The sequence below is a fragment of the Protofrankia sp. CiP1_Cm_nod4 genome (assembly GCF_982290645.1).
Map to the genome: position 1 here is coordinate 1 of NZ_CEVIVC010000074.1, position 751 is coordinate 751.

Genomic DNA, 751 nt, shown 5'->3' on the forward strand with positions numbered 1-751 from the left:
GGGGCAGCCGTTGCGCCTCGCGGGTGAGCAGCGTCGACAGACGCTGCATCCGGCGCAGCCCCACCCGCTCCGCGGGAAAACGCGCCGCGTGCGCGTCCAGGAAATCAGGACCGGCCGGGACGTCGAGCTGGAAACCAGGAAGGACCACCCGGTAGAAGGGATCCAGCCGGTGGAACTCAAGGCGGTCGGCGACACCCAGCAGATCCAGCAGCACCGGCACGATTCCCGGATTTCCCGCGGTGACCGGCGGGCCGCCCGCGACCAGGTGCACCGCGGAGTCGAAACGATGCCGACGGCGGGTGAACGCATGCGCGTAACCGCCGATCCGGTCATGGCGTTCGACCACCAGCACCCGGCGGCCCCAGCGGGCGAGCAGCGCGGCGGCGGTCAGGCCGCCGAGCCCGCTGCCGATCACGACGACGTCGTAGGAGTCGCGCTCGGCATCCTGGCGGACGCTCATCGTGGCCCGGCCTGCCCGTTCACACCCGCGACCGGCAGCCCGACGGCCGACAGGTCCACGGCCGGCAAGTCCACGGCCGACAGATCCGCGGCCGACAGGCCGGCGCCCGGCCAGGGAGCGCTCCAGGTGAGCGAGAGCCCGGCGTACAGCCACCTGCTGGTCTCGATCGCCAGCAGCAGCACCTCGTCGCCGGGCCGGATCCGCCCGGAGGTCCAGGCGTCGTCCAGCGCCAGGGGCACGGCGGCGGAGCCGGTCGCCCCGACGTCGGTCAGGTTCTCCACGACCCTGCCC

At 73.4% G+C, this 751-nt stretch carries 2 protein-coding genes; both read right to left on the bottom strand.

Translation table 11 applies throughout. The annotated features are described in order from the left end of the window. The coding region (locus AC5LSR_RS14870; protein ID WP_493468587.1) for a phytoene desaturase family protein at window positions 1–460 on the bottom strand (460 nt) is incomplete at its 3' end. Next, window positions 457–751 (bottom strand): 3-oxoacyl-[acyl-carrier-protein] synthase III C-terminal domain-containing protein (locus AC5LSR_RS14875; RefSeq protein WP_493468588.1); only part of this gene is annotated, 295 nt, incomplete at its 5' end. The genes AC5LSR_RS14870 and AC5LSR_RS14875, both read right to left, overlap by 4 nt.